The sequence below is a fragment of the Vibrio genomosp. F10 str. 9ZD137 genome (genome assembly GCF_049974785.1).
In the GTDB taxonomy this organism is placed as follows: domain Bacteria; phylum Pseudomonadota; class Gammaproteobacteria; order Enterobacterales; family Vibrionaceae; genus Vibrio.
Map to the genome: position 1 here is coordinate 1 of NZ_JBNGCJ010000642.1, position 7,472 is coordinate 7,472.

The following is a 7,472-nucleotide window of genomic DNA, read 5'->3' on the forward strand; positions in this document are numbered from 1 at the left end:
GCATTTGCTTGTGGCATAGCGGGCTCAGAGAAAATAGTGACGCTAGGCTCGTCAGCCGGGCCATCTACTCGCACCCCTGCAATAACATCATCTCGGGTATTATCTGGATTCCGAATTGCACTAATGGCAACATAAGGCTGATCCACCGGGCCATTCATTAAAATCTTCCCTTCATTGATCACCAACTCTTGACCAAAAGATCGATACGACCCATCAACGATATTAATTTCACCGTGAATGATTGGGCCTTTGTCTTTTTGCGTGACGTTCAGCTTACCCACTAGATTGCCTTCAAGCCCAAAGGCAGACAACGTGAATTCATCACCAATAGAAATGTTGATATCCGTTTCAATAGCAAAAATACTCGAGCCCGAATCGTCAATAGGTTCGAGCTGCTCATTTAAAATAACCTGATCTTTTGAAATACCAATAGCACTCGGTGGAAGCTCTTCTACAACAATGTTACCCCATGGTAAATCGATGCTTCCCGTCACCTTAGCGTATTCTGGCGATAGGCTGATTGTCATGTCTGGACTCACTTTCATTTCAATCATCGGAGGCTGACTGACCAACAACTTATCAGCAAAAACTCGAATATTGCTATTCCAGGCCTCAAGATCCGTCCAGTTAGCATCGCCTTCAATACTCAGTGGCCCATCTGGAGTATCGATGTTTGCCTCTAAATTGGCTTTCGTCCCTGAAAATTTAGCAACCACTTCTCCGCTCTGGATATCCAGAGGAGAGACCTCACCTTTCAGTATGAGATCATCGACTCTTAGATCGCCAATCACCTTAGGCTGAGCGAGTGAGCCACTTAACGCCAATTGTGAATTGATCTGCGCATCAAACTCATTGTACTCACCAAGAAGCGGGGCAAGAAAATCCAATCCAATCTGAGACACACGAATATCACCGGCTAACTCTTTATCTGCAACAGCAATATTGGGGATCGTAATATCACCTGACAACTCGCCATTATCGGTAAAGTCCAACAACCAATTGGCTTGCAGTTGGTTTTCAGCAAGATTTGCATTAAACGCCATCGAATTCCAGCCAATCACTAAGGGGACATCTGGCATACCGCTGAACTGACCTTTTGGTATTTGAACATTAACGGCTACCTCCGGTGCAACGTCAGGCCCCCAGTTGGCGAGTGCTTGAGCATTCACCTCTCCATCGACGACGACACCTTGTGGCATAAAAGCAGCCAATTGAGAAAAGCTGAACCGGTTAACCGACAATTGCGCTTCACCTTTCTTGCCAACACTGGTGTCGTTATCAAGACACACCGACGCATTAGCTTGCAGCCAACAGTGCGCAGAGACAAACGCTTGCTGACTATCAACATCAAAACCAAGCTGTGTACTCTTATTTAACGTCCACTGACCTTGCTCTGTACTGAACAACATACGCTCTAAATCACCACTCCAGCTTGGCGTTGGCTCTTGCTGAAGCCCCCCTGAAATGGCGAGATTGGTCGCCACAATATCGGATCCCACTTCTAGCATCAGGTTATGACCATTCAGTGACCCTGCGAGTTTAAGATCGACACTATCAACTACATTGTTCTGATACTGAATAGCACTCGCTTGTAAATGAAGGTCGGCATAAGGTTCTGGGAGTGGTTTAAGATCACCAGAGATCGTCAGTTGTTGCAGGCTTGCTTCTTCACGCCAATCGATGTTGTTTGCGGTTAATGTTAGGTTGATGCTCGGCTCTTCAAGCTTCCCTTTTAACGACACATCCCCTACCACAGATCCGTTAAGATCAGGCACCGACTTGGCGAGATCAGGAATATTTAAAGCCACATTCATTTGCCAAGTTTGGCTAAGCTCTCCTTTCGCCTGGACAGAATTAGGCCCGTGAGCAAGTGTCAAACTTGGGGTTTGAAGGCTGAATGCCCCCTTCCCTTCTTTATCGGACGCGAACAATGAGCCAGCAATATTAAGCGGGTAGTCTCGTAGAATCCCATCGATATCAATGACCGTGGTCTCGGTTATCCACCCCCCTTCCTGAGTTAACGAACCTTGGGTATGAATATCACCGCTGATGTTCCCTTCAGCCTCAGGCCAATACAGGCCTGGCTGAATTTGATTCAGGTGAAGTTTTCCTTGCCAATTGATGGGCGCATTCCAATTGGCAAAGACTTCACCCTCAACAGTTCCGCCAAGCGTTGATAATGCTATCTCGCGCAGCTCGATTTGTTCTAGGTTGCCATTGCCTTTCACATCAACATCGAGATCAGGGAGACTCACCCCTTTGATGCCCGCTTTTAAATCAAGTTCGTAGCCTTCTAAACTGCCCGAACTGGACAGTTTATCAATCGCTACCTGATAATCAGCCGCGCCAGTAAGAGGCCACTGTGCATTAGCTTTGCTGAGCAAGAATTGATACGGCAACGTCGGCTCTAGTGGTTTTAGGTTTCCTTGTAAATGGGCTTTTATTAATCCACTCAACTGACTTTCAATGGTAAGATCAGCCACACTTCCCGAGGCTGATAGGGCAATTTTTTGCCCATTCGCTTGAGGGTGTTTCACATCAGCAGATAACTTGGCATTGAGTGGGTAAGCCCCTTGAAGTTCAACATCGGCAACCAAATTAGCGTTCACTTCTGGCATATCAAGATCAAGCGTCTTAATGACTACCTTTGAACCAGAAGCACTCGCTTCTAACCCGAGATGATTGATTGAAATCGGCGACTCTTGCTTTAGCTTAAACTGCTTAATATCGAACCGTTCAACCACTAACGATAATGGCATCGTAAACGGGGGCAATACGATAGGGCTAGGGTCTGAATTGTCCTCTATAGGTGACGTCGATGAGCTGTCTCCCCTATCCACTGAAGGCGCTAAAGATAGCGAAATATCCTGCCAAAGGGTCGGGAATAGTCGCAGCTGATTGTTCTGGAACCTTGCTCCGGTATTTAGGCTTTTCCAAGTGACTCTATTTTGTAAAATATCGAGATCAATATTGGATAGCCTGACACGGCTAATTTGAATGGGAATAGGGGTAGATAATTTAAAAGGTTTATCATTTGTGTTAACTGAAGCTTCCGATTCTTCTGATTCAGCCAGCTCTGGCATTGAAAAATGCAAGCCATCGACGGCCAGATCGTTAATGCAAATGGATGGCTCTAAAAAACAACTCGGATTCACGGCAAGCGTCAATGATTGAGCGTCAAACTTAATCAATAACGCGTCATCCTGAAAAGCGACTTTTTTTAGAGTAAATCGAGGAAATACAGAACCTTGGGTGCTTTCAACTTGTAACTGAGGCACCGCTTTCTGCGCTCCCCATACAAGCACGTTTAAACCCGTATTGGTGTACAGCAAACCAATCACGAAAACCAACACCAGTACCACCAACGAGGTCACTGTAATGGACAGCCACTTTGTCCATTTTAAGACGACTTTCTTCATAACTCAGGTCCTAGTGTAAAGTGGATCTGATATTCATCGCCCTCTTCTGCATCTAATCCTACCGCAAAATCAAGCCGAATAGGCCCCACTGGCGATGCCCATCGAACCCCAACCCCCGTGCCCGCTTTAAAGTCGGCTTTTTGGTTAAATGCACTACCATAATCATAGAAAGCCGCTACCCACCAATTACCCACTAGGCGATATTGATACTCTACCGAGGTGGTCACCATATATTGGCCCCCGGTCAATGCACCACTTTCATCTTTTGGCGAAATGGATTCATAGCTATAGCCACGTAAGTTGTTATCACCCCCGGCAAAAAACAGCAATGAAGGGGAGAGTTTTTCAAACTCTTCCGTAAAGTTAGCGCCTCCATCAACCCGAAATAAGCCTCGGTGATTATTGCCGATTCCTCTAATCCATGAAGTTCCACCAACCAAACGCACTAAACGGGTTTCAGACAATAAAGCCGGATCGCCATATTCAAACGTTATGGTTTGACGATCCCCCCACATGGGCATGCTTCCACCTTTGGTACGTGTACGAGAAAAGGACACCCCAGGCAAAACAAAATGGCCCACATCGTCTTGTAACCCTTGTTCATAGTTTTCAATCAAATAGCGTGCTCTCACCGTTTGATGCCAACCACTATCAAGTAACCAATGTCGGCCAATAGACAGGTTAGATTCCAGGCTGTTGGTATCGCGGCTATCGACCTTTTTCATACCGTACTGAATTTGATAATACTCATGCAACGCATCATCTAACGGGATCTTATAACCAGCAACAACACTCTGCTCTGGCTTTGACAGAGAAATACTGCTGTTAAAACTGTGCCCACGATCGTTCACCCAAGGTTTATTCCACTTTAAGGTTCCTCGAACGCCCACATCGGTTGAATAACCCAGACCGGTTTCAAATTGATTTCTTGATTGAGGAGATAAAGAGACCTTCATAGGGAGCTCACGACCTTCATCTAAGCGATTTAAATCCGGCTCAACAAAGACGGAAGAAAACCAATCGGTATTAGAGAGGTTTTGATTATATTCTCCGACCTTTGACACAAGGTAAGGATCGCCTGCTTGATATGGCTGCAAAGATTGAACCCGTTCATCTCTGATTTGGCTACCAGAAATCGATGTAGACCCAAAGTGATAACGCATGCCACTGTCGTAGTGTAAGCGCACCATCGCCTTGTTTTGGCTTGACACGATTTCTAAGCTGCTCTTAGTAAAATCACCTTTAAAGTACCCTTTTTGTAAAGCCTGACTGCGAATGGATGATTTCAGTGCATCATAACGTCCATGGTTCACGGGTTGATTTAGCGTCAATCCACTTTCTGCAATGAGTTTTGAAAAGGCAGGGTCTTGCTGAGCTTCGCCTGTGACGATGATATCAAGTTCAGTAAGCCGTACGGGATCGCCCTTCTCCACATGGACAATGAGCTGTTTATCTTCAATAACTTCAAAGCGAAACTTAGGGTTGTAGTATCCGAGGGCATTAAGCGCTTCGGTCATGCTATTACTCAAACGAGACTTAAAACGCAGTGTGATTTCATAATCACTTTCAGGAATCGACAACAAGTAAGCATCAACATTATCCAGCAATTCCCCCTCTAAGCCGACAATACTTAACTTAACTTCGTTAGCATTAACAAAGCCAGATAAGACAAGGCTGAATATAAAAACTGGAAATCGCTTAATGAACATGCTTAATTATTACAAACCTAAAATGAGTATTACGGCGAATAAAAATGATACCTAGATTAACTCGGTTAGTCTTTAGCTATGTCAACGTATTCGCATAATTTGTTCATTCTTCCGTACTAATAAGGTCTTACATACCATGGGCTCAACCGCGAACAACATGAAAACAAGCTTGGTGTCACCTCAAGATGCTCTGAAAGGCAGAGAGGAAAGTATCCTGGCGCCAGCCGTTCACTTTGTCACTCAAACCCCTATCAATCCTTCACCTCAAGAAGGCCAACAGCAGGTTTTATTGGGGCTAGGCTGCTTTTGGGGCGCAGAACGCCTATTCTGGCAGCTCGACGGCGTGACTTGCACAACCGTTGGATACGCGGGTGGTTACACAAAAAATCCAACCTATAACGAAGTGTGCACGGGCCAAACGGGTCACACTGAAGTCGTTCAAGTGTTCTTTGATCCTGCGGTTATTTCTTTTTCACAACTTCTGACGCATTTTTGGGAACGACACAACCCGACTCAAGGTATGCAACAAGGAAACGACTCCGGAACTCAATATCGATCGGCTATTTATATCTATGATGAAGAGCAAGCAAACACGGCTATAGATTCGCAACAACGCTACCAAGCACTATTGACCGAGCAAGGAAAAGGCATCATTACGACCGAAATACTGCCAGCAGGCCAATTCTACTATGCGGAAGAGTATCACCAGCAGTATTTGGCAAAGAACCCTAATGGGTATTGCGGGCTAGGTGGCACTGGTGTGTGCTTTGTCAAATAATCCATCAAGATCACAGCTTAGCCATTTGATTATCAGCCTTTTTCTTGGCTTGGGACTATACTTTTTCGGCGTAATTAAAAGGAAAAAATAATGACTAAAAAACCACTTGTTACCCTACTACTTGCTTGCTCTCCATTTTTCGCTGCGGCTCATAACCTATCTTTGGGCCAACCCGTGATTGATGTTGAGGTCACCAACTACGGTGAAATCATGCTGACGGATAATGAAACCCGTTACCAACCTTGGGACAATCAATCCATGCTGGGTAAAGTTCGGGTCATTCAGGCCATTGCAGGACGCGGCAGCTCCAAAGAACTCAATGCGCCTCTTATGGCAGCCATTACCGCCGCAAAATTTCCAGTAGAAGCGTACCAAACGACCACGATTATTAATCAAGATGATGCGATGTGGGGAACCGGCTCTATTGTGAAATCTAAAGCTGAAACCAGTAAAGAAGAGTTTCCTTGGTCATCGATGGTGCTCGATGCCGATGGTGTGGTAGCCAAAACCTGGGGGCTAGAAAACGAATCGTCCGCCATCATCGTTCAAAATAAATCAGGTGAAGTTCTGTTTATCAAAGAAGGCGCATTAGATGACAATGACGTGACATCAGTATTAACGCTCATTCGTGAACAGTTGTAATCGATCATTTGGAAAATCCATAACAAAATAAAGCGATGGCCTGAATGCTATCGCTTTTTTAAGTCAACACAGAAGTGGACATAAACAAAAGTTCTTAACGTTAGTTCAAATTGTGCTGACATTTTCCCAAGGCTTATTGTTATACTATAACATTGAAAATCCATAGGACCTTCCCTTTGCCATCAACTCAGCCAATACAATCTGTGAATAGATTTGTCATTGCTTGCGCACTGATCGCCGTCTTGTGGCTCAACTTCGCCTACATTGAACATCAAACCGACTTAACGCCTGAACATCACAATCAACACCAATGCGAACTTTTTTCTAGCTTAGGTCATGGTCTAAACCATTCACTGGCAATCGCTGACATGACTGTAATCCAATACAGTCCGTTACTGACTTACGTGGCAGACACGGTTGCTGCTTCTTTTTATGCCTATTTGGCTCGCTCACCGCCGCTTTAACTGATCGATGAACAATAGTGTATTTTATATTAACCATTTAGGATTAGAACCAATGCAAATTAAGACAACTATCGCGACCAGTATCGGCTTACTTTTGAGCTTTTCCTCTCTTGCAGACGACACTTTCCGTCAGCATGATGCCCATGTGCATGGTCATGTCGAGTTCAATATTGCGCAAGATGCCCATGAACTACTGATTGAAATTACCGCGCCTGGCGCTGACGTTGTTGGCTTTGAACACCAACCCCAAAATGAACAGCAAACAGAGCAATTAGCAAGCGCTGTCAAAATGCTCAATGAAGCAAGCAATGTGGTCTCTTTAAATAGCTCAGCAAAATGTCATATCGAATATAAATCCGTAACTCATACTTTAGGTGATGACAACCATGATCATGATGAGAAACATGAACATCATGACCACGACAAACATGAACACCATGACCATGACAAACATGAACAC

The 7,472-nt window shown here is 44.8% G+C and carries 6 protein-coding genes; 4 read left to right on the top strand and 2 right to left on the bottom strand.

Translation table 11 applies throughout. From position 1 onward, the window contains the following. On the bottom strand, nt 1-3,419 hold a 3,419-nt coding region (gene tamB / locus ACP45E_RS15515; RefSeq protein WP_069585210.1), incomplete at its 3' end, for an autotransporter assembly complex protein TamB. Continuing rightward, on the bottom strand, nt 3,416-5,128 hold the full coding sequence (gene tamA, locus ACP45E_RS15520; RefSeq protein WP_017037394.1) for an autotransporter assembly complex protein TamA: 1,713 nt from the start codon (nt 5,126-5,128) through the stop codon (nt 3,416-3,418). The genes tamA and tamB, both read right to left, overlap by 4 nt. Before the next feature lie 136 nt (nt 5,129-5,264). Between tamA and msrA the strand changes: the two genes are divergently transcribed. The 4 genes from msrA to ACP45E_RS15540 form a co-directional block, all read left to right on the top strand. Continuing rightward, nucleotides 5,265-5,906 (top strand): peptide-methionine (S)-S-oxide reductase MsrA, encoded by a 642-nt coding sequence (msrA, locus tag ACP45E_RS15525; RefSeq protein WP_017037395.1) that lies wholly within the window; start codon nt 5,265-5,267, stop codon nt 5,904-5,906. Between the two features lie 90 nt (nt 5,907-5,996). Then, nucleotides 5,997-6,548, top strand: a complete 552-nt coding sequence (locus tag ACP45E_RS15530; protein ID WP_017036158.1) for a YtfJ family protein — start codon at nt 5,997-5,999, stop codon at nt 6,546-6,548. 176 nt (nt 6,549-6,724) lie between these two features. Then, nucleotides 6,725-7,012, top strand: a complete 288-nt coding sequence (locus tag ACP45E_RS15535) for a DUF2607 family protein (protein WP_017036159.1) — start codon at nt 6,725-6,727, stop codon at nt 7,010-7,012. A gap of 52 nt (nt 7,013-7,064) precedes the next feature. Then, nucleotides 7,065-7,472 (top strand): ZrgA family zinc uptake protein (locus ACP45E_RS15540; protein WP_141707359.1); only part of this gene is annotated, 408 nt, incomplete at its 3' end.